The sequence below is a fragment of the Paenibacillus sp. FSL H8-0283 genome, from assembly GCF_045040675.1.
Lineage (GTDB): Bacteria > Bacillota > Bacilli > Paenibacillales > Paenibacillaceae > Paenibacillus > Paenibacillus amylolyticus.
In genome coordinates this window covers 3,800,894-3,822,273 of the sequence record NZ_CP150295.1, presented here as the reverse complement: position 1 = coordinate 3,822,273, position 21,380 = coordinate 3,800,894, and the positions used below count along the sequence as shown (strand labels likewise).

Below are 21,380 nucleotides of genomic sequence, written 5' to 3'. Positions count from 1 at the left end.
GAGGAGATCAACATGAGTCACGCAGGAAAAGTAGCCATTATTACTGGAGCAGGAAGTGGATTGGGCCAAGCAGCAGCATTGAAGCTGGCTGAGAAGGGTGCATCCATTGTCGTTGTGGATCTTGTCGAAGAGACAGGTCTTGAAACGGTTAAGCAGATTGAGAAGCTGGGAAGTAAAGCTATTTTTGTACAAGCAGATGTAAGTAAAGCACCTGAAGTTGAGAATTATGTGAAAAAAACAGTCGAAGAGTTCGGACGAATCGACATGTTCTTTAATAATGCAGGTATTGCAGGTCCTGGTATTAAGCTGATTGAACATACGATTGAGCAGTTTGACCAGATTATTGATATTAACCTGAGAAGTGTATTCTACGGGTTGAAGTATGTAATTACTGAAATGCTCAAAACAGGTGGGGGTTCCATTCTGAACACGGCCTCCACAGCCGGTATTGTTGGTGTACCCGCAGTTGCACCATACGCAGCAACCAAACATGGCGTAGTGGGCTTGACCCGCACAGCTGCGATTGAATATGGCAAGGACAACATTCGTGTAAATGCGATTGCACCAGGTACAATTGAGACACCGATGGTCATTCAGTTCGGTAAAGACAATCCTGAAGTGTTCAAGGCAACTGTTGACAGCATTCCATCCGGACGTCTGGGCAGACCGGAAGAGATCGCGAACTTGGTTTCCTTCCTGCTTGGAGATGAAGCGCCTTATATCAATGGTGCAGTATATCCGATCGATGGTGCAGTTACGGCCCAATAAGAGTTCTGCTTATCGGTAATAGAATAGCCGTTAAAATGGTTAAAGAGAGGCCACTGTTTGCATACAGTGCCTCTCTTTTTGGTTTGTCTTTTATACTACGAACTCATATCAGGCAGCGTTGTGAGATGTATCGGTGTGTGTACTTTTCGCAGATCCTGAACGATACGAGCCTATAACGATGATGACGGCAACAGCAACCCCGACAGCGCCAATCCAGGTAATGGATGATAATGAAACGCTGCTGACCGCGATTCCGCCAATACCTGCGCCGGCAGCCATGGCTAATTGCATAACCGAACTATTCAGACTTAGCATAATGCCAGAGGATTCCGGAGCCATGGTGACCAGGTTATATTGCTGAGTTGGACCCGAAGACCAGGCGGCAAAAGACCACAAAATCAGAACAAGGAAGACAGCGAGATGAGAGCTTGCTGTTATATTCAACAGGACCAGACTTACGATATGCAATGTCATGCCTGTGATCAGCGTTCGTTTGACACCCAATCGGTCAGCACTGAACCCTCCAACTTTTGAACCGATCAGACTTGCTATGCCAAATGCGAGTAAAGCTGAACTGAGTAGTGCTTCGCTCATTCCTGAAACGGATACAAGGTAAGGTGAAATGTACGTGTAGGCAATGGAATAACCACCTAACCAGAAAAATGTCACCAGCAGTGCCAAAACAATTCGTGGCTGTTTGAGCAAAGACAGTTGTTTCTTCAGCGGAACAGGCGCTTCTGCTTTGGAAGGCGGAATGGCGGCCGCAATTACCAGCATGGCGAGAACGCCAAGAACAGCGATACCGGCAAAAACAAGCTTCCAATCCCAAGATGCAGCCACAAGCCTTCCGAGCGGAACGCCAACAATCAAAGAAGCCGTAAATCCAGTGATTACTGTGGCGATTGCACTAGCTTGTTTGCCCTCCGCCGCTATTTGGGAAGCAACCGTTAATGCCGTGATAACAACAACACCCGCGCCTAAAGCCATCAACACTCGTGCTGCGACGAACAGTCCATAACCCGGCAACAGGTAAGCAAGAACATTAGCCACAACGAATAGACCGAGGAAGTATAACAACAGCTTGCGACGGTCCCAGCGTGAAGTCGATGCAATAATGACAGGTGTACCTAGCGCATATACAAGTGAAAAAATCGTAATGAGCTGTCCGGCAGCGATTAAAGAGATATTCATGGTATCTGCAATGCGATCCAAAATGCCGGCAATGACATATTCGGACGTTCCCACAAGGAAACTGACCAAGGCAAGAACATAGATTTTGAGCGTAGAAGACATGGAAACATAACCTCTTTCTGATTATTATTATATTTTTAGAAATATAGAAATAAAGACGATAGAACAAGACATGAATGCTCTGAATACAACCCATCTGCGCGAATGGTAATGCTACAACTTAGATAATGAATAATGGCATAAGCGTTAACTTAGGTGACCTAGTTCTACTAATAAATATTGTACATTGTTTCAATATTTCTAATTATATAGAAATATGACTCAAATTTTTTTATTTATTTAGCAGATAGGGAACAAACTTTTGTGCGGTCTCCGTGTTCAGGCTGTAGTAGATATACGTACCTTTCTTTTGCGATGTAAGCAGACCACAATCGGACAGCTGTTTCAGGTGATGAGACAGAGTCGATAGGGCAACCGTAACAAGGCGGCTCTCCAGATCGGCAGGACACAGGTTGCTTTCGCCCGATAAAATCTGAATGATTTTGTAGCGTGTTTGTTCGCCCAGCGCTTTATGAATTTTGACAACTTGTTCAATCTCATTTGAGTTTGATTGCATAATGATCGGTCCTTTCGTCTTTATTTCTTATTTCTAGTAATATAGAAATAACAGTAGCATATGTTGTTTGAAAAGTAAACTCTCGGACGAAGATTCCATACTTTCTACTGCGTCTGTGTTAACAGCCGAAAGTCTGGAGTAACTTCCCCCGAGAGTTATGTGAGTTGTATATTACCGATCCAGAGAATCAACATAGTCTTTGGCTTCCTTCAACGAAAGACCTCTGGCTTCACGCAGTCGTTTGATCGCCATAATTTTTTTCCCTTGTTGTATAAGTGTAAGCAGTTCCTGATCCAGATCCGTTTGGGCTGGTTGGCTTGTATGGGAAGGAGGTGCTTCCTTCGGCGACAAGGTGTAATTGAAGTCGGATCGGACGCTGCCGGTTGAACCGTTCTCCAGACGCTCGACATCTCTTTTCAATTCATTTAATTGGCGTTGCAGGCTGGTGACTCTGACCAGTAACACAAAGATCAGAAGCAGCAAAACGATCCATACCAAGGTGTTCATTTCCATGATGTAATGTGCCTCACTTTCATTTATTCATATTTAGCCATTATTTTAGTTGAACCGGGATTTCCTTGACACCACGAACATTCATACCTGGTCTCCATTCCAGTTCATTCACATCTGCCTGAAGCTGTATATTTGGAAAACGATTCAGAAGTGTGCTGACTGCAATCTCACCTTCCAGACGAGCAAGCGGTGCTCCAAGGCAGAGATGAATGCCTTTGCCAAAAGCCAGATGCGAACTCTTCTCGCGTGTGATATCGAAAATATCAGCATCCTTAAACTGCTGTTCGTCCCGGTTGGCGGAATCAAGCGCAACAATGACAAGATCACCTTGAGCGATACGTTGTCCACGGAATTCAATATCTTCCAGAGCCCAGCGGGATGTGCTGAACTCCACCGGTCCATTATAGCGAAGCATCTCTTCAATGGCATTGTGAATAAGCTCGGGCTGGTTGATGAGCAGTTCGCGTTGCTCCGGATGCTCCAGCAGGGCGAGAATCCCATTTCCAATCAGATTCACGGTTGTTTCATGACCGGCAATAATTAATAAGGAGACAACGCCAAGCAGTTCTCGTTCAGTTAACTGCTGCCCGGATTCTTCCGCAATGACGAGCTGGCTGATCAGATCAGTGCCGGGATCTTGGCGAACTTTCGCAAACCAGGCCGTCAGGTAATCCGTAAACTCTCTGGCATGCTGCTCAAACAGCTCGGCGCTCTCGGCTATGGAAGCATCAATTATCGTATTGGACCAGATGCGGAATTTGTCACGATCCTCAAGAGGGACTCCCAGAATTTCACTAATGACAATGATGGGCAGCGGGAAGGCAAAGTCATCGATCAGATTCATTTTTTCCTGTGACGGGAGGTTGTCCAGCAGTTCATCAGCAATGTCCTGAATATGGCTCCGCATGTCTGCGACCAGTTTGGGTGTGAATGCTTTCTGCACAAGTCCCCGAAGACGTTTATGATCCGGCGGATCGGAGAACAACATATTATTGGAGAAGATGCTTTGATTGTCAGCGCCGTAACGTCGGACCATATCTTTGCTGAAGCGAGGATCTTTCAGGATCCGGACTGCATCCTCGTATCGCGTAATAATCCAGCCGAATTCCCCGTGAGGAAACATGAGTCTGAAAACAGGCTCCTCTTTTCTTAACATTTCATATACCGGGTAAGGGTTATGCGTGAATTCTTTCGTGAAAAACGCTGGCTTTGAGGACTCGTTGGATTCATTCGGATTCAAATGCAGCATCTCCTCTCATATTCCTGCATAATACCTGCACCCTCTATATATTCAATACACAAGCTTTTGAAACCTTGTTTTTTCTTCATATGGATGATAGAGCAGGAAAATAGAGGAAGATGGAAGAAGACATGGTAGAGAGAATCGGTTATTATGCTTGGTAAAAATGAAAATGAGGTGAACGCTGACATGTCTTACGCACAACTTCCTTTGCATCACCACCAGATTCCGGCAAGTCGAATGGTTCTTGGCTGTATGCGGTTTGGGGGTGAATGGGATGGGCTCCCCATTACTTCAGATCTTGTCGTAGAAGGTCATCGAGCTGTAGAAGCAGCTATCGAAATAGGCATTAATCACTTTGACCTAGCGGATATTTACACACGTGGTAAGGCAGAGCATGTCTTGGGACGAGTTTTATCGGAAACTCCCGGTTTGCGTGAACAGATCATTATACAGTCGAAGTGTGGTATACGTCTTGTGGGTGATGATGAAGGGCCACAGCGTTATGACACCTCAGGTGCACATATCCTGGCGAGTGTGGACGGTATCCTGGAACGGCTCGGAATCGATTATCTGGATATTTTGCTGTTACATCGTCCTGATCCACTTGCCCATCCGCAAGAGATTGGAGAAGCACTGGCTGAGCTGCATCATTCCGGTAAAGTGCGCCATTTTGGTGTGTCCAACATGGGTTCTGAACAGATTCGTCTTCTTCAGCTTCATAGTAAAGTACCTCTGATTGTGAACCAGCTGGAGATGAGTCTGGACAAAATCGGATTCGTAGAGGCTGGTGTGACGGTAAATCGTCCTCAAGCCAGAGACAACGTGTTTCCCTATGGCACGATGGAATATTGTCAGGCAGAGCATATTCAACTGCAAGCTTGGGGTCCCCTTGCTCAAGGGCGATTTACTGGCAGGGTAGTTGAGGGACAGCGGGCTGAGATTGAGCATACGGCTCAATTGGTTGATCGAATGGCTAAGGAGCGTGGAGTTACACCGGAGTCTATTGTACTGGCTTGGTTAATGAAGCATCCAGCAGGGATTCAACCTGTCATTGGTTCGATTCGACCAGAACGTATTCTGGCCTGTCGTGATGCAACAAATATTGAGCTTACCCGTTATGAGTGGTACGAGCTGTATTCCGCTTCATGCGGGCGTAGAATGTAAGTAGGGAATTCTGAGAGATTGGTTCGTTTCGATCAAAATTCATAGATGTTGGGTGAAATTTGGACATATAAGAAGACACAGGCTGCTGATGGCCTGTGTCTTCTTTGTAATAATCGGCTTCATTTGGTTGAAACACATGATCGAAAGTTTAATGAATCCTAAGGTCATATGACCTACAATGCGTATACATGGGTAATAAGCATGCTGATTCGGATCCGAAACCAGTGTGTTGGCACGGTTGTAAGGATGTTTCACCTTCATATTTGCGCTAGAGGCTATGTCCATGGACTTAGGAAGAGTGCTGATAAGAAGGACGTTTCAACCATTTTTATCGTTTTACAGGGTAGTTGCTGGAGTGCTGTGATAAAATGATAGGAATAAGAACATACGATCTGTTTATGTGAGAGGAGACACCTTGACGATGGAGATGCTTAAACCACCCGCCGAGACATTATACGAGGTTGAATTACGCGCGCTGCGAGAGGAAGATCAGGGGAAACGTCCCCCGAACTGGCTGTTATCTCCCGCCTATGTGCGCGATTTTATTATTGGCAGGGATAAGCCCGCGTTATTAAATGGAGAAGAGATCCCGATTACCCGCAAATTCTATGGCAATGACGTGTTAATTGAACGGGCAGTGGTTACTCTGGCAGGCAATCGAGGATTAATGCTCGTGGGAGAACCCGGGACAGCCAAGACCATGCTTAGCGAACTGCTGACCGCAGCGATCTCCGGTACCAGTCTAAACACGATTCAAGGTACAGCAGGCACAACAGAGGATATGATCAAGTATTCCTGGAATTACGCCATGTTGCTTGATAAAGGCCCTTCGGAAGCGGCACTTGTGCCATCACCGTTATATAACGGCATGAAGAAAGGTATTCTTACCCGTTTTGAAGAGATTACACGTTGTCCGGCTGAAGCGCAGGATAGTCTGATCAGTATTCTCAGTGACAAGGTCATGAGCATTCCTGAACTGGATGGTGGTGTACTGTTTGCCCAACCGGGATTTAACGTCATTGCTACAGCCAATATTCGGGATAAAGGTGTTAACGAAATGAGCGGTGCATTGAAACGTCGCTTCAATTTTGAAACAATCAAGCCCATTCATAACGTAAAGATGGAAGCTAAAATCATTGAATCCCAGGCACGAAGCCTGTTGTTACATAGTGGAATTGATATTGAAATTAACCCGGATGTGGTTGAATTGCTGGCTACAACATTCATGGAACTGCGCACCGGCATGACACGGGAAGGATACAAGCTCGATACCCCTCAAGCATCCATGAGTACGGCGGAAGCGGTGTCTGTCTATGTTCAGAGTGCGATGACTTCCTATTATTACGAAGATAAAGCTATTGGGCTGGATCGGTTGGTGCAGAATATGCTAGGGACCATTGCAAAGGAAAACGACAAGGATCTGTCCATTCTCAAAACCTACTTCTCCAAGGTCGTAAAAGAGCGTTCCAGAGAAGAGGGAATGTGGAAGGACTATTATGAGGAGAGAAAATGGATCGGTTAACAGCAGTTCTGGACCCTGATGTTGATCAGTTACAATCCTTGTTCGAATCCCAGGTGTATAACCTAAGTAATCCTACGGTCTATTATCCAATACGACACCATAGCCCTGCATGTTCGTATCACTTGTTACGATTAATTGGGGAGTACAAGCCGGATATCATTCTGATCGAAGGACCGGAGAGCGGTAATCCATTAATTTCAGTGCTGAGTGATGAGGCAACGATACCTCCTGTCAGTCTGTACTATACCTATGAGAGTGAACTAGAGAGAGAAGCCTGCTATTATCCGATGCTTCGGTATTCGCCTGAATATGTAGCTTTGAAAGAAGCAAAACGGCTGGACATTCCAGCGAAGTTTATTGATTTGGACTATCAACACTTCTCCAATCGTGCATCCAAATCCGGCCAGACAGAACAAAAGGAGATCTCTATTCAGGACGAAACCTTGCTTGCGGGGTCTGATTTCATTAACCGATTATGCCAAAAAACAAACTGTCGCAGTTTTGATGAATTGTGGGAAAAGGTGTTTGAAATTGGTGGTCTGGAAAAATCCACTCAGGCATTCGTGCAGGATGTATTCACGTATTGTACTTTATCCCGAATGTGCTATTCCACGGAACGATTACAGTCTTCAGGTGATCTGGCAAGAGAAGCACATATGAAACAACATATTCAACAAGCGGTGCAGGAGCATGACCGTGTGCTTGTCATTACCGGTGGGTTTCATACGTATGGACTGTTGATGTCAGAGAAACATGAATCGGAATTGGAACAGCCAGAAATGAATAAACGACATACAGACCAACGTTTGGATGGACAAGGTAAACCAGGAACGTCTCAACAAAGTGCGGTTAATCCAGATACGGTTCACCAACAAATGTACCCGATGGTCTATACCTTTGCTGAGGCGGATCGGCTCAATGGATATGCGAGCGGCATGCCTTATGTGAATTATTATGATCAGATCTGGAACCAGCTGCTTCGCAAAAAGAGTACACCGTATAATCTAACGGCTCTGGACTTGTTATCCCGGCTGATGCGCCAATTACGGGATGGTCACGAACATGTATCAACGAGTGATGCGATTGAGGCGTACAGCATGATTCAAGGTCTTGCCGGGCTTCGGGGTAAAAGGGAAGGCGGCGTCTATGAGTTGATGGATGCAGCACTCTCTTCCTTTGTGAAGGGGGAGCTTACCTTGGCGACCGATAAACCGCTGCAAGAGCTGCAGCAGTTATTGACTGGAGACGTCATTGGAAGCGTGGCTCCCAATTCATTCAGTATTCCCATCGTGGAGGACTTCAAGGCGCGTTGTACAGAGTACAAACTGCAGATTCGTACAACAGGTCAACACAAGAAAGTGCTGGATCTGTATGCGAAACCGGAGCATCGTCAGATAAGCCAATTGATTCAATGCATCACCTATCTGGTTCCGGAATTTGCGAAACGGCAATCGGGGCCGGACTGGATCGCAGAGCGTGATATGAATCTTGTTCGCGAAACCTGGGTTTATATGTACTCATCCCGTATTGAAGCCAGATTGATAGAAAACTCTCTCTATGGCGGAACACTTGCTGGAGCAGCCACACGCAAAATGGAAGAACAGATGCAAGAAATACCGGATCATCATAGCGGTGAACTTGCCCGACTCATGCTTCAAGCGTTGCTCATGGGGCTTCAAGACACAGCGATGAAACTCTATGAACAGGTGCGCTCGGCGCTGAGAACCGACGGGAATTTTCTATCCTTATGTAACAGTCTGCATATCTTGAACCGAATTCATCAACACCGCAGGTTGCTGGGATTATCTGACGAGCAACATCTCCCTGATCTGGTATCCGAAGCTTATAGAAACGCCGTGGACAAGTTGTTACAGCTCTCCAGAGCCAATTCGGATGAACATGAAGCCATTATTCAGGGATTGAAGCTGTTAGCTATGCTCGCGGAGTCATCAGAGGGGTATTTTCAGGATGAGACATTCCGAATACATCTGAATGAGCTTCTGTCGGATCAGCAGCTTCCGGCTCAGCTGGAGGGTGTGTGTGTGGCTATTTCCTCAGGGCTCGGTGACAGGCCCAGGGATGAGATTGTTGATCGTGCTCGCGGGTATATCCATGGTACACCGGATCAGACCCGTCAAACGGCACTTTTTTTACAGGGAGTATTCACTGTAGCACGTGACGCTTTTTTATATGAAGATCAGCTGTTGTCTGAGTTGAATTATTTGATTGAACAGTTATCCTACGACGACTTCATCAGTATGGTACCGGAATTAAGGCTGGCATTCACCTACTTTACACCCATGGAGACGGGCTTGATTGCGGAGCGGGTGGCGAGTCTGCATCAGGTTGAACCAGAGGAGATGTTGAGGCCTGCGGTCGATGAACAGATGCTGATTCAGTCCAAGACGTGGGATGAAGCGCTTCGAAAGGAGTTTGCTGCATGGAAGCTAATATGAATGAAGCGAATCGGACAACGGACGAAACCGGAGAAATCAATGAAAGTTCCAATCCGGATGGAAGCAAACGAGGGGATCAACATTCTGCTGAAACTTTAAATCGATGGCGTCTGGTTCTCGGTGAATCGGCGGAAGAAGGGTTGTGTAATACAGACCAATACACTTCTGCTGAATTTCAATATACGGAAATCGATGAGATTCTGGGGTATCTCTATAACCGTGAATACGGTGAAGAACAAGGTTATCGAAAAGAGGGAGGACGCGGTGCGTCTAACCTGACTGTACCGAAATGGCTGCACAAGGTCAGGGATCTATTCCCCAAACCAACGGTCGAAATATTGGAAAAACAGGCGCTTGATCGTTATGGGCTGACAGAATTGTTAACGGACAAAAAGTTGCTTGAATCCCTTGAACCCAACATGAATCTGCTCAAGAACATTATGCAGTTCAAAGGACGGATGAAAGGTGAGGTGTTAAAGAGCGCCAAGGATATCGTGCGAACCGTGGTTGAAGAGCTGCGTAGTAAGCTGGAATCTCAGACCCGAGCGAGTATCATGGGCAAGCGCAGTCGCTATACCTCGAGTTCAGTACGATCTTTGCGCAATCTGAATTTCAAGCGAACTATCACCAAGAATTTGAAGAATTACGATAAAAACAAGCGCAGGTTTGTAATTGATCGTCTATATTTCGACGGGAATATCCAGCCCCATAACAAGTGGAACATCATCATTGGTGTGGACGAGAGTGGCAGTATGCTGGATTCAGTCATCTACAGTTCGGTGATGGCCAGCATCTTCTACCGCTTGAATGCGCTTCGCACGAAATTATTCATATTTGATACGCAGGTTGTTGATCTGAGCGATAGACTGGAAGACCCCGTAGACGTGCTCATGAATGTACAGCTCGGTGGGGGGACACATATTACGAAAGCGTTGCGATATGGCGAGACGTTAATCGATAATCCAGGCAAAACCATCTTTATTCTGGTCAGTGATCTGGAGGAAGGGTACCCGATAGCGCAAATGTATAAAGCCTGTAAAGATATTATCGATGCAGGATGCAAGCTACTGGTTCTCACCGCGCTCGATTTTAACGGGGATTCAGTCTATAACAAACATGCCGCACAGACATTAACCAATATGGGGGCACATGTAGCAGCAATTACGCCTAACGAACTCGCGGATTGGATTGGCGAGATCATCACTTAAATTCAAGGAGGAATGTGTAATGCTTACCGCAGACCGCGCAGTTGAAACTTTGGTGGAGAAATTCGCAGTAACTTGTTCAAACGAGTATTCATTAAAAACAGATCGAAGCTCCGAAATTATTGATTACGTCTTGGGAACGACAGACAAGTTCCCGGATATGTTGGGAAATTCGAGTCATTATGTGTATCAAACGATTGATCTGCTCATGAAGCTTGCCAAAAAAGACGACGGAGATATCTTTTACCGTGCCGGGGCTATTGTGATATATCTGGAATCCAATTATTCCAAAAGAAATTCATGGAGAACGGATGCCTTTACTGTCTGTATGGGAAATGACTCCGAAGCTTATGGATTAAGCGGGAAGAGCAAAAGCGCTGATCGCATGGATGGATTGTTGTCTCGGTTGGAGAAAATCAAACAGTTTGCAGGCGAGAACGAAATTTTGACTGAATTAAAGAGTAAATTAAAGCGTGCCCAGTGGCTTTTTGATTCCAAAAAAGCGGACAGTCAAGGGGATTACCGGGATGTAATTAATGCATTAATGCTGCTGCAATTATATTCAAGACTCAGTGACACGGCTTCTCATCTTGCAGAGGTTCAATCTTCTGTTCAATCGTTACCAGTGTTGTTTCAACATGTAATGGCTAATGATGCAGATAAGTTGCGGGACGAGTTACATACGTTGATTGAACCTGTAGTGGTCAGTAATATTCAAGGAAAGCATAACGGATCTTCCCAAGAATTGAAGGATGAATTCCTCAAGGAGAAGCGTAGTCAGCTCATAGCTGAACTGTATCCCAATACGTCTTTCTCTTCAAAAGAGCAATGTTCAAACACAGTATTCCATCAAACAATGGTACTTGTGAGTGGTGCCTTGTTGTACCTGATTAACATTAGTGGAGGTAAACAACGGTTCCTTGATACAAATAGTGAGATTGGGCATGTTTTGCTTCACACAGTACATCAATTACATGAGATTTATCCACTTGAAGTTCGCCGTTACTTGCTGAGTATGGACCCTAGAGCCAAGAGTCCAAATGATCTACTTGCTGGACTTGTGCCTCTGGATGAACCTTATCAGTTGGTTGAAATGTTGCGGGACGAGCTTAATTCGTACACGGTATCTTGGAACATGTTACAATCAGCGATCGCGAATCGTCCTGAACAAGCGATTCGAGCATACGAGATTATCAAACCGCCATTCCTCAAACTCTGCATTCAGAAATTCATGGAGGATCAAGGATTGACATTGCCTAATGCGGAGGGGTCACTGGAGCAAGCGGTATTTAACGCTCTTCGGCATCCTTTGGACGGGGGACGTCAAGGACTTGCGATTGCAAGATACTTAAGTGGGGAAAACACCCTGGAGGAATATTGGGAGGACCCAAATAGTCGCGGGTTGTTTAATCAACTGAATCGGGATAAGAAGCGTGTTCACAACCTCATTAGTATTAGTTTTCTGCCCTTGGATTCGGAGGCGATGCGCAGGTTCGCAATCCTGACCACTCATCCCGATTGGACACTGGATATTATCTCGGACATGTACAATTCATACGCTTTTAGTGGAGAGCAACTGCTTCAACGTTACGGGCAAGACCCTGAGGTGCAACGTGAGAAATTGCTAACCAGCCTGATCTCACTTAATGGCATGACCGACTACAGATACAAATCGATGCCGCATGACGAATACCGCCGAATCATTCAGCAGAATCTGGACTATGCACTGACACAGTACAAGAAACTGCCAACAGATACACGCATTTTAATTCTGGAGATTACCTTTGAACAGCGTGATGAGTTATCGAAGAAAATATTGGCCGAAGCGATTCGTGCCGGATTGCAGGATTCTTCCAAAAAGGCCAACGGCGTGGCGTTAGCGGAATTCAACCGAATTCCTGATCAGGACTTGTATACGCTCATATACCTCTCGGAGAAAAAAGTGGCGATCAAAGAAATGGCTCTGACTGCAATCCGCAGTCTGGAAAACAGCAAGGAACTGTACGGTGAACTTTTGAAGAAAGAGAAGTCCGACGATTGGAAGAGCTTGATCCAAATTCTGCTAGATACCGCAGATCTAAGTCCAGAGTATGCCCATGCTGCACTCGCTGATCAGGCGGATGCCAAAAAGTTGTCGAGACTGAGCTGGTTGTCCTTGAAAGATCTCCCTTCACTGATACGTATTGAAGACAATCAGCCTTTAGATGACCGGATTAAACAGTATGCTTTGGTCCAATCATTGGATCATACATCCGGTCCTAATGAACGGTTGAATGAATTACGAGATTACGTAAGTGAGGCATCGCTCGCTCGTTTTGCAAGTGAACTGCTCCAGGTCTGGATTCAGGAAGGTGCTCCTGCAAAAGAGAAATGGGTGATGTATGTATCAGCACTCTTTGGCGATATTCACATTGTGAATATTCTGGCTCCGCAAATTAAGGAATGGACAGAAAACAGTCGTGGCGCGATTGCAGCAGATGCTGTAAAAGTGCTCGCTTATCTGAAAGATCCATCCGCTCTTATGGCGATTGACAAGATCAAACGTGGCGTGAAGAACCGTCAGGTGAAAGGTGCAGCAGAAGAAGCATTGCAACTTGCAGCCGATAATATGGGACTTACCTCGGAACAACTGGAGGATCGGCTGGTCACCACACTTGGTTTTGATGAAAAAGGAACCATGCAGCTGAGTTACGGAGAGCGTTCCTTCCTGGTTAAGGTCAATGGAGACTTACAAGTCGTTGTCTTAAATGAAGAAACGGGCAAATCCGTGAAGAGTCTGCCTGCTCCTGCACAGAAAGATGATCCTGAATTGGCAGCGCAGTCCAAGGCACGTTTCACACAGCTGAAAAAAGATCTCAAATCCATGGTTAACATTCAGGCGCAGCGTCTGGAAGAGTCATTGTCCAAGCAACGTCTGTGGTCTGCCGATGAGTGGAAAGCATTGTTTGTACAAAATGTAATCATGCAAAAATTTGCTGTTGGTCTGATCTGGGGAACGTATGAGGATGGCGCTCTGATCAGCACCTTCCGTTATATGGAGGACGGCACCTTCAATTCTGTGGATGAAGATGAGGTCGATCTGCCTTCGGATGCGCAAGTGGGACTTATACACCCGTTGGAACTGGATCAGGCAACGCTTGAAGGTTGGACAACGCAGTTGGAGGATTACGAGATCAAGCAGCCATTCGAGCAATTGAATCGTGAGATTCACCAGCCAGAAGATGAGGATAAAACGAAGAATGAATACGATCAACTGCCCGAGTCTGATTTCTCACCAACGGCTTTCCCCAAAGCACTGGAGAAATACGGCTGGATCAAAGGACCGGCTCAGGACGGCGGCTGGTATCATGAATTTTATAAAGAGTACGGAGATCTTGTTGCGGAATTGCAGTTCAGTGGTACGAGCATCACGTATTACGAGGGATTGGATGACATTACCCTGGAATCCCTTCATTTCTTCAAACCGAATAACAAGCAATATTATTACTATGGTGACAACAAATCCATTGCTCTAGGCAACGTTCCAGGTCGCGTGTTCAGTGAAACGATCTACGACATTCTGAGAGCAACGGGGCGTTGATGACGTGAATGGATTCAAGGAAAAATTCCGGATTTTTTCGAAGCTGTGTACGGAGGATTATTTGATTCGGTATGCCAACAAGGGGTTGTACAAAAGGTCTTTGAAAGAGTTGGACAATGGTGTAAGTGTAACGTACACATGGAATGCATCATCTGTGAGTTGTCAGCTCAGTGACGGGACACAATGTACGCTTGAAAATACGCTGGATCATTGGGAATGCTCCTGCCCGGCCGATCATATCTGCAAGCATGTGCTTATTGCAATTCTGTATGATCAACGGGAATATACGGCAGAGGATTCAATGAATGCAGACGAGAAGCATGCGCTGGATAAGGACTCAGGGATATCGGATAATGATCCGTTGGACGTACCAAAAAACGTATCAGTAACAGAATCAGCATCAAACTTAGTATCAAATGTGGACGATCCAAGCGAAATTCCGCATACAGTATCACGTGAGATCGAGTCTCGCTTCCGCTGGATGACGGAGTCTGACCTTACCGTGTTAATTAAATCGTATAGTTCTTCCATGATTGAGGAAGTTGTTTTCCGACTGAGATACCCAGAGGAAATTAAGATCATTGAAGATTCACTTCTTACGGTTCATCTGACCACCCAGAATATCGAGGTGTCTTTTACGGAGGAACCGAACCTTGCAAAAGCACTATGTAAGGTGAAGCAGACAGCCGGAAAAATGGCCAAGCTTGAAGCTTTGTTACGGTACCGGAACTTTAAAGGTCTGGATGATAGGGATGCATTAAGTGGACGGGTGTACGAGGCCAAGTTCTCTCTTCAGACAGTGCAGGAATGTCGGGTTATGCTGGCAGGATTGTTGAAGACGGGACTGGCCCGCCTTCCTCAGTCCTATATGGCACAACTGGAGACATTGGCAATTGCAGCTCATAGTGGCAACCTGCCTGACATAGAACGCAGTTTACGAGGGATTCAAGGAGAACTACAGTTGTTTTTCAACAGACATATACGTTTCTCCATGCAATCCATGTTGGATCGGGTAAGCAAGCTGTATCTTGCACTCCAGGTTCTTGAAGAAGAAAAGGTGTCTGCCATTCAGCAGAGTCAGCTCATTGGCAGTTTTCGAAGTAAATACTATACGGTGCCTTCACTTCATCTGTATGGACTGGGAGCTGACGCGTGGGAGACACGATCCGGTTTCCGTGGAATCACCTATTATTTCTATTGTTTCGATGATGAGGAAATCTACACCTATAGCGATGTACGTGCTGTATATTATGATGATCAGCAGTTCTCGTATACAGAGCATTATGGTGCATTCACACCATGGCTACCTAATCTGACCTTTCGCCAGTTCGTCGGTGAAGAAGTTCAATTCCATTCAGTTAAAGTGAATGAAGAACGCCGGATCTCTTCCGGGGAAGGTGCCAAGCTTGCGATTTTGCCACGAACGGGTGTGGAAACGTTGAATCTGGGCAAAACCATGCAAGATGTAACGACTGTACTTCAAGAGGAATCGCGGTCGTTCGACTTGTTTGCTGCTCCCAAAGAACGATTGGCTGTAATCAAAGTTGCTCGAATCGTGGACCATAACTTTGTCAAACAAACGCAGGAGCTTGTCCTGACGGTTGAGAATACCGAAGGGGAAAGACTGGCACTCACTCTCCCGTATTCATCTGACTGGCAGGCGATGATCCAAAGACTGGAGTCAGGATATGGTTCCCAATCGCTTGAACACTTCTATGCCTTTGTGCGTGTGGAACCAAAACGGATTAGCCCAATCAGTTTCCTGAAGGGCAAAACGGTGCTCAGTCTGAAACTGGATATCGGTAATGGGAGGATGGGCAGACTTGGAAGAATATAATCAGTTCATGCAGAGAATTAACGGCTGGTCAGAAGAGTTGCTGCTGCGCGGGTTATCTCAGTTTACGATCCGAGATATTGAGGTACTTGAGCAGCTCGCAGCGGAATCCTTGCGGTTGCAGATGAGTTTCCTGCATGAGTTGTTGAATCACCTCATCAAGGAAGGGCGTAGCGTGGCTCTTGGACAAGGTAATGAAGAGTTGCTGTTATTTCAGTATTGTCGTCTCACCCAATATGTACAATTGAGTGTGCAAGAAGAGGCGTAATATTGGTTAGTATTCCAAGCGAAGACCCATGAGAGCGATATGATGTAATAAACAAGATGTATTACAAGATGTATTATAGGATAAAAAAAGATTTGTAGAAGACCACAAGGTCACTGCAAATCTTTTTTTATCGTGGAGTAAGTAAAAGTCATTTGCCAAACGAATATAGGTAGGAAGCACGGATCAACACGAGCACTCGTGATCATATGAGCATGGAAGGGAGGGGACATCTAATCGTGGAAGAAGAACAGATACGGAAGGCAGTAGCGAATCGTGATCCTGAAGCCATGGAATGGGTGATGAACCACTACGCAGGTTTGTTATGGAAGATTGCTCATTCCATCCTACATCATGCATCGACAGAAGAGATTGAAGAATGCGTAGCAGATACATTTTTTGCTTTTTGGCAGAATCCGGATGCATTCCAGTCTGGGCGAAGTAGCCTGAAAAATTACCTTGCAACAATCACAAAACATAAAGCGATTGATCGCTACCGGAAATTTAATCGAAGAACTGAGCTTACATATGAAGAGGAGATTCATTCGGTGCAAACGGATGATTTGTTGGTTCAGATGATCAGTAAAGAGACGTATACGGAACTTAATCAAATGATTGAATCTTTTCCAGAACCGGAACGGGAGATTATGAAACGTCGGTTTTATGAAGGACAGAGACCCCATGAGATATCGGAAGCATTGTCCCTACACGTTAGGCAAGTCCATAACAAGCTTTATCGCTCCAGGCAACGATTGAGGACATGGTGGATGAACAGGAAATAAAGGAGGCGATCAAATGCGAAAATCCGAAAAAGAATTCACTGAGCAGAACCTCTTTAATATTAAAAAGTTGTTCTATGATAAAATGGCGATGAATGAACCACCAACCGTTACGAGATCAGATTCATCATTTTATCCACCTGTATTATATCCATCCGATCCATCCGCACAGACCAAGAAGTCCATGAATAAAAGAAAAAAGTATCGCAAAGCCATCTATATTCCTGTAACCGCTGCGTTATCGTTATGTCTTGTTACAGGTGCAGCTGCATCGGTGGGCATCATTGACCTGCCTTCTATTCTTCATTTTCTAGGTGCAGATCGGATTGGCATTCTTCAGCCTGTTCATCAGGTGAGTGAAGATCAAGGGATTCGAATGGAGGTTATAGGTGCTGTCAGGGACGGAGATACAACGGAAATCTATGTTTCATTATCGGATCTGACGGGTCATCGCATTGACGATACACTGGATGTATATGATTACAGAGTAACCGGAGGTAATGCAAACAACGCTCAGATTATTCATTATGATGATGCGAACAAAACGGCTATTGTCCGATTCCTCATTCAAGGAAAAGTCAGCAAAAATCGGATTACCGTTCAGATTAATACGCTGATGTCAGGTGCATCTCGACAAGATGGTTACAACGTACAAGTGGACTGGGAGCAGTTGTTACAAGAAAAGCAAAACAATAACTATGATATCGTGGATCAAGATCGTATAAGTGGCTTGGGAGGTAAAACCGATTTTCAATTGGAAAATGATCCAATTCCGGTACTGCATCAGGATGTAACGAATGTCCCCGTTTCCGGTATTGATTGGATGCATATTTCCAATATAGGTTTTGTGGAGGGCAAGTTACACATTCAGATTAATCCGAATAATGAGATAGGCGAGTATAATCATGGATATTTCTACTTCACGGATGAGCAAGGTCAAAAGCTCGATATTCCCCAATATTCCATTAGCTATGGACATTATATGAAAGATGGGGTCGGGTATGGAGGAGATTATGAGGAGTTTGTGTATGATCTGTCTGCTGTTGACAATTTAGATAAGCTGAGAATTCAAGGCAGCTTTACGAGCATAAGTGAAGTTGTGCAGGGAAATTGGAAAACGACCTTTAACTTGAGTCAAAATGCTTTGAGTAAAACAGGAAACATTCAGCTTGATACAAATGGAGGCTTACAGGCAAATGTTACTCTTTCCCCGGTTGGTGTCACACTTACAGGTGAGGCACTGAGTATGATTCGGATGGAGGATCTGAGTATTGAAGTGCACCTGAAGGATGGTACAAAGTTGACTGGCGCATCCGGTTTCCTCCAGCTGGATCAGGATCTCATTAAGTGGATATCCCCTAAGACCATTCCGGTGAATGATGTGAGCTACCTGCTAATCAATGGAGAGAAAGTAACTTTGCAAGATAGATAATATGAAAAGTGAATTAAAAATCTGGGGATAAGTGCAATCAGAAGGTTGTTCTGTTATCGGAGTGGTAAGTGAGAATATTCTTTAGTTCTACTTATATAAAATGAATTACATGTCATATCCCGATTTATGACGCATACCATTAGGCGAATGCGGTCATAAGGGAGGAAACTGAGATGTCCATGAGCGAACCGCTGTTAACGCAAATTGTGAATCAACACATTCCGGCTGGCGCAACGGTCGTCACTATTGATAAACCTGTTCAACATCCAGCGATCTATGCGGCCGATCTTACCGGTGACGGTATGCCGGAGATTGCTGCAGTCTATCAGATGAATGGTGAGCTGTATTTGCTCATTCTGAAATTTGTTCAAGGACATTGGATCAAGATGGCACTAATTAAGGGATTGGGGTATGGGGTGACTTTAATGACTGCAGCCCCTGTAACTTCAACGGCAAGGAACAATCTCATTATCGGTTGGCGGATTGGTTCTATTTGGTCTAAGCTTGCCGTATATGAGTGGACCGAATCAGGGCTCAAAGATCTGGCGCCTGACGATCTATACTATAGCTATGCAGAGATTATAGATATGCCTGGTCCGCATGGTCGAGATGGGAAAGTGGAGATTGCACTCTGGATACATGACACAGGTGAAGCCTATCGTGTGGAGATTATCCGATGGCAGAATGGGAAATGGGTTCCTGCACCGGACGTATATGCAACCTATTATCCAAAAGTGGTGCAATATTACGAGAAACTAACCCAGCAATATCCTGATTATATCTTTTACTGGTATTACCTTGCGGATGCTCAGTACCACGCGGGCCAGTATCCGGCAGCTCTCGCTTCAGTTCAGAAGGCACTCAGCTTCCCGGAAGCGTATCCTTCCAGAGAGGTACTACAAGAGCTGGAAAAGAAAATTAAGCAGGCGATGGTCCCTATAAGCCATGCCCGGGTAACGACATGGTTATATCCAGTCTCCGTTCGAACCACAAGTGGGACGCGTTCGGGGTATATGGATTCCCAAGGCCACATTCGGCTTGAGCCGGTTCTGGATGACGCGCAAGAGTTTCAGCCGAATGGATTGGCTGTGGTTGTGAAGGACGGTCGTGCCGGCGTTATTAATCTTCAGGGGCAGTATGTCGTTCAACCTGTATACGATTCCATCAATTCCTTTTCCGAAGAACGGGCGATAACAATTGATTCTCAAGGATTTAAGATGATTAATGAACAAGGTACAGTCCTGACCAAACGGGCGTACCCGTATATCTCAAATATGAACGACGGTCGAGCGTTATTTTACGATTCTAATCCTGGTCAGGCAGATGGATCGGTGAGTCGGTATGGTTATTTGGATGCGTCGGGCAATGAGGTGATACCTGCACAGTTCGCTTCTGCGAATGATTTTCAAGATGGCAAAGCGGTTGTGCAGATCAAGGACAATGAATATGCGCTCATTAATCGCAATGGACATCGGCTCGCAACGTATCCATATGCCTATGTGGGACCACTAGGGGATGGACTGCTCGCTTTTCAAAAAGAGGCCTCGGGCAAATATGGGTACATCGACGAACGGGGTAATATTCGTATTCAGCCCAAATTTTCATCGGCATTTCCTTTTAACAACGGGCAAGCGATCGTTAATACAGCAGAGGACTACAAATCGATCTACGGTGTTATTAATACGGAGGGATCGTTTATCATTCAACCCGCCTATAATGACATCCGCGAACTAGGCGAGCATCGTTATGCGCTAGGGCAAGCAATTAATCCGGAGCAGCCGTATATTGGCTCTGTATACGCGATTGCAGATACCAATGGCAGAAGACTTACGGAGTTCCTATATCGCGAAGTAGGCAATTACAAAAATGGCCTTGCTTCCGCATCGGATGGCAGACAAACCTATCTGCTGGATCTGAGTGGAAGACCTGCCGCTGGGTATCCACATGTAGAAGGTTCGGGTACGCTGGAGGTCGTGGCACCAGATCTGATTAAGGCCTATGTAGACCAGCGCTTATCGTATGTGAACCGGGCCGGACAGATCATCTGGCGGCAAAATACAATCGTTCCACTTCATCCGCCGTACCGTGTACGCGAAGAGAAATATAAGCCGAACAGGGACTATCTCGTATATTATCCGCAGGTGGAGGGATTAACGAACCAAGCGGAGCAAATTGCGCTGAATGCCAAGTTGAAGCAACTCTCCCAAGTTAAACCGATCCCTGCCGATCAGCAGCTGGATTATACGTATACAGGTGATTTTGATATAACGTTTTATCAGCAGCAATTGCTACAACTGCAACTCACAGGTTATAACTACCCGGCGGGTGCAGCGCATGGTATGCCTACGATGATCTATGCGATCATTAATCTGACGAATGGTCAGTTGTATGAGTTGAAGGATTTATTTAAACCGAATAGTGACTATGTAAAAGTGTTGAGCCAGATTGTGGGGGATCAGATCAAAAATGATCCTCAATACTCGTATGTGTTTCCGGACACCTATACGGGGATTAGTGGGGATCAGCCGTTTTTTGTCACAGCGGATGCTCTTCATCTCTACTTCAACCCGTATGATATCGCACCCTATGCGGCAGGGTTTCCAACGTTTACGATTCCTTTTGTCCAGATCAAGGATATCATTAATACAGAAGGTTCGTTCTGGAGAGCTTTTCATAATTGATTGAGGGGACAGCCAACATTTTAACGAAAATATACGCTAAGGACGTTGAGGCACAAAGACAGCGGATTTTTCCTGCTTTAAGCAAATGTCCGCTGATGCTTAGCTTATATAACAGTCAAAATGTTGGCGCT

At 45.4% G+C, this 21,380-nt stretch carries 15 protein-coding genes; 11 read left to right on the top strand and 4 right to left on the bottom strand.

The features are described 5' to 3' along the window. The first annotated feature begins 12 nt into the window (after positions 1-12). The gene (locus tag MHI52_RS17060) at positions 13-768 is read left to right on the top strand and encodes an SDR family NAD(P)-dependent oxidoreductase (RefSeq protein ID WP_076250445.1); all 756 of its coding nucleotides are present in this window, start codon (positions 13-15) and stop codon (positions 766-768) included. Between the two features lie 108 nt (positions 769-876). On the opposite strand, the gene MHI52_RS17055 is transcribed toward MHI52_RS17060, so the two are convergent. The 4 genes from MHI52_RS17055 to MHI52_RS17040 form a co-directional block, all read right to left on the bottom strand. Continuing rightward, positions 877-2,061, bottom strand: coding sequence for an MFS transporter (locus MHI52_RS17055; protein ID WP_340386466.1), 1,185 nt, complete (start codon positions 2,059-2,061; stop codon positions 877-879). A gap of 229 nt (positions 2,062-2,290) precedes the next feature. Beyond that, positions 2,291-2,575: a helix-turn-helix transcriptional regulator gene (locus tag MHI52_RS17050; protein WP_036613842.1), complete on the bottom strand. Its 285-nt coding sequence runs from the start codon at positions 2,573-2,575 to the stop codon at positions 2,291-2,293. A gap of 171 nt (positions 2,576-2,746) precedes the next feature. After that, on the bottom strand, positions 2,747-3,088 hold the full coding sequence (locus MHI52_RS17045) for a ribosomal protein L7/L12 (protein ID WP_076317707.1): 342 nt from the start codon (positions 3,086-3,088) through the stop codon (positions 2,747-2,749). 40 nt (positions 3,089-3,128) lie between these two features. Further along, entirely contained in the window at positions 3,129-4,337 is a 1,209-nt protein-coding gene (locus MHI52_RS17040; RefSeq protein WP_101313861.1) for a cytochrome P450, read from the bottom strand. 180 nt (positions 4,338-4,517) lie between these two features. On the opposite strand from MHI52_RS17040, the gene MHI52_RS17035 reads away from it, so the two are divergent. The 10 genes from MHI52_RS17035 to MHI52_RS16990 all read left to right on the top strand — a co-directional run bounded on the left by MHI52_RS17035 (position 4,518) and on the right by MHI52_RS16990 (position 21,249). Further along, complete coding sequence (locus MHI52_RS17035; RefSeq protein ID WP_076250649.1) at positions 4,518-5,495, top strand: aldo/keto reductase family oxidoreductase; 978 nt, start codon at positions 4,518-4,520, stop codon at positions 5,493-5,495. Between the two features lie 421 nt (positions 5,496-5,916). Beyond that, positions 5,917-7,017 carry an AAA family ATPase gene (locus MHI52_RS17030; protein WP_076250451.1) on the top strand — a complete coding sequence of 367 codons (1,101 nt, stop codon included), beginning with the start codon at positions 5,917-5,919 and terminating at the stop codon, positions 7,015-7,017. After that, positions 7,005-9,473 (top strand): DUF5682 family protein, encoded by a 2,469-nt coding sequence (locus MHI52_RS17025; RefSeq protein WP_076250453.1) that lies wholly within the window; start codon positions 7,005-7,007, stop codon positions 9,471-9,473. The genes MHI52_RS17030 and MHI52_RS17025 overlap by 13 nt, the downstream gene beginning before the upstream one ends. After that, entirely contained in the window at positions 9,458-10,681 is a 1,224-nt protein-coding gene (locus MHI52_RS17020; RefSeq protein WP_256719993.1) for a VWA domain-containing protein, read from the top strand. Before MHI52_RS17025 ends, MHI52_RS17020 begins: the two co-directional genes overlap by 16 nt. A gap of 19 nt (positions 10,682-10,700) precedes the next feature. After that, positions 10,701-14,258 carry a DUF4132 domain-containing protein gene (locus MHI52_RS17015; protein ID WP_076250455.1) on the top strand — a complete coding sequence of 1,186 codons (3,558 nt, stop codon included), beginning with the start codon at positions 10,701-10,703 and terminating at the stop codon, positions 14,256-14,258. 85 nt (positions 14,259-14,343) lie between these two features. Then, positions 14,344-16,095, top strand: a complete 1,752-nt coding sequence (locus MHI52_RS17010; RefSeq protein ID WP_341344023.1) for a hypothetical protein — start codon at positions 14,344-14,346, stop codon at positions 16,093-16,095. Further along, positions 16,082-16,360: a hypothetical protein gene (locus MHI52_RS17005; RefSeq protein WP_076250459.1), complete on the top strand. Its 279-nt coding sequence runs from the start codon at positions 16,082-16,084 to the stop codon at positions 16,358-16,360. The genes MHI52_RS17010 and MHI52_RS17005 overlap by 14 nt, the downstream gene beginning before the upstream one ends. A 236-nt stretch (positions 16,361-16,596) precedes the next feature. Then, a complete protein-coding gene (locus MHI52_RS17000) occupies positions 16,597-17,139 on the top strand; it encodes a sigma-70 family RNA polymerase sigma factor (RefSeq protein ID WP_076250461.1) in 543 nt (180 codons plus the stop codon). A gap of 13 nt (positions 17,140-17,152) precedes the next feature. Beyond that, positions 17,153-18,568: a DUF4179 domain-containing protein gene (locus MHI52_RS16995; RefSeq protein WP_076250463.1), complete on the top strand. Its 1,416-nt coding sequence runs from the start codon at positions 17,153-17,155 to the stop codon at positions 18,566-18,568. A gap of 173 nt (positions 18,569-18,741) precedes the next feature. After that, positions 18,742-21,249, top strand: coding sequence for a WG repeat-containing protein (locus MHI52_RS16990; RefSeq protein ID WP_405157322.1), 2,508 nt, complete (start codon positions 18,742-18,744; stop codon positions 21,247-21,249). Positions 21,250-21,380 lie beyond the last annotated feature (131 nt).

What these genes read in the sequence shown, in the direction of transcription:
- MHI52_RS17040 (WP_101313861.1), bottom strand. Translation starts at nt 4,337, where the DNA reads ATGCTGCATTTGAATCCGAATGAATCCAACGAGTCCTCAAAGCCAGCG.
- MHI52_RS17025 (WP_076250453.1), top strand. Translation starts at nt 7,005, where the DNA reads ATGGATCGGTTAACAGCAGTTCTGGACCCTGATGTTGATCAGTTACAA.
- MHI52_RS17050 (WP_036613842.1), bottom strand. Translation starts at nt 2,575, where the DNA reads ATGCAATCAAACTCAAATGAGATTGAACAAGTTGTCAAAATTCATAAA.
- MHI52_RS17035 (WP_076250649.1), top strand. Translation starts at nt 4,518, where the DNA reads ATGTCTTACGCACAACTTCCTTTGCATCACCACCAGATTCCGGCAAGT.
- MHI52_RS16990 (WP_405157322.1), top strand. Translation starts at nt 18,742, where the DNA reads ATGTCCATGAGCGAACCGCTGTTAACGCAAATTGTGAATCAACACATT.
- MHI52_RS17020 (WP_256719993.1), top strand. Translation starts at nt 9,458, where the DNA reads ATGGAAGCTAATATGAATGAAGCGAATCGGACAACGGACGAAACCGGA.
- MHI52_RS17045 (WP_076317707.1), bottom strand. Translation starts at nt 3,088, where the DNA reads ATGGAAATGAACACCTTGGTATGGATCGTTTTGCTGCTTCTGATCTTT.
- MHI52_RS16995 (WP_076250463.1), top strand. Translation starts at nt 17,153, where the DNA reads ATGCGAAAATCCGAAAAAGAATTCACTGAGCAGAACCTCTTTAATATT.
- MHI52_RS17060 (WP_076250445.1), top strand. Translation starts at nt 13, where the DNA reads ATGAGTCACGCAGGAAAAGTAGCCATTATTACTGGAGCAGGAAGTGGA.
- MHI52_RS17030 (WP_076250451.1), top strand. Translation starts at nt 5,917, where the DNA reads ATGGAGATGCTTAAACCACCCGCCGAGACATTATACGAGGTTGAATTA.
- MHI52_RS17015 (WP_076250455.1), top strand. Translation starts at nt 10,701, where the DNA reads ATGCTTACCGCAGACCGCGCAGTTGAAACTTTGGTGGAGAAATTCGCA.
- MHI52_RS17055 (WP_340386466.1), bottom strand. Translation starts at nt 2,061, where the DNA reads ATGTCTTCTACGCTCAAAATCTATGTTCTTGCCTTGGTCAGTTTCCTT.